This is a genomic window from Brucella sp. TWI432, from assembly GCF_039674445.1.
Classification (GTDB): Bacteria; Pseudomonadota; Alphaproteobacteria; order Rhizobiales; family Rhizobiaceae; genus Brucella; species Brucella chromiisoli.
Genome location: NZ_JBDJNL010000058.1, coordinates 1 through 1,260, shown reverse-complemented (window position 1 = coordinate 1,260; position 1,260 = coordinate 1). Strand labels below are relative to the sequence as shown.

Here is a 1,260-nt window from a genome sequence, read left to right as displayed (position 1 = left end):
CTGGTCTGCCCCCTGAAAAGTGATCCTTCATGAAGTATGGCTTATGAGCCTCAGAAGGACATTGAAATGGTAGCGAAAAGACACAAGGCAGAAGAGATCGTCACGAAGCTTCGTCAGGTTGACGTGTTGCATGCGCAGGGAAAATCGATGGCGGAAGCGATCCGGTCGATGGGCGTTACGGAAGTTACATACTACCGTTGGCGTTCCGAATACGGCGGCTTGAAGGGCGATCAGGTGAAGCGCCTGAAGGAGCTGGAAGCGGAGAATGCCCGGCTCCGGCGCGCCGTTTCAGATCTCACCCTGGACAAGATGATTTTAGCGGAGGCCGCAAAGGGAAACTTCTGAGCCCCGCCCGTCGCCGCGCTTGTGTAGACCATGTGCTCGATGAGCTGAAGGTGTCCGAGAGACGGGCATGTCGGGTTCTCGGTCAGCATCGTTCCACTCAGCGCAAGATCGCAAAGACTCCGGATGATGAAGCGGCGTTGACTGCAGACATCACGGCACTCGCTCTCCAGTATGGCCGCTATGGCTATCGTCGTATAACGGCGATGCTGCACCAGGCTGGATGGATCGTGAACGTCAAACGGGTCGAGCGCATCTGGCGACGGGAGGGGCTAAAAGTGCCTCATAAGCAACCGAAACGCAGCCGACTGTGGTTGAACGACAGTTCGTGCGTCCGGCTTCGGCCGGAATATCCCAACCATGTCTGGTCCTACGACTTCGTCGAGGATCGCACGCATAACGGCAGGAAAATCCGCATGCTCAACGTGATCGATGAGTTCACGCGGGAATGCATCGCTATCAGGGTCGAGAGAAAGCTGAAGGCCGTCGATGTCATCGACGTGCTTTCCGACCTTTTCATCCTACGCGGCGTCCCCACCCATATTCGTTCCGACAATGGGCCGGAGTTCATCGCCAAGGCGCTACGGGAGTGGATCGCAGCAGTCGGTTCCAAGACCGCCTACATCATGCCGGGCAGTCCATGGGAAAACGGCTATTGCGAGAGCTTTAACTCGAAACTCCGTGACGAACTGCTCAACGGCGAAATCTTCTACACGCTCAAGGAGGCGAAGATCATCATCGAAAACTGGCGACAGCATTACAACACAGTGCAGCCCCATTCATCGCTGGGCTACAAGCCACCAGCACCACAAGCAGCCGTCTGGCCCTCACAAAATGGGCCAGCGTCAACACCAGCAGTGGCAAGTCGACCCAGCATGCACTAACAGTAAACACGGATCACCCCATGGGGGCAGACCA

The 1,260-nt window shown here is 56.5% G+C and carries 1 protein-coding gene; it reads left to right on the top strand.

Features of this window, described 5'->3' with window-relative positions:
- The first annotated feature begins 66 nt into the window (after positions 1 to 66).
- A protein-coding gene (locus ABE527_RS21575; protein ID WP_499698254.1) for an IS3 family transposase occupies positions 67 to 1,226 on the top strand; the annotation gives its coding sequence in 2 pieces (ribosomal slippage) (positions 67 to 331 and positions 331 to 1,226; 1,161 coding nt in all).
- The last annotated feature ends 34 nt before the right edge of the window (positions 1,227 to 1,260 follow it).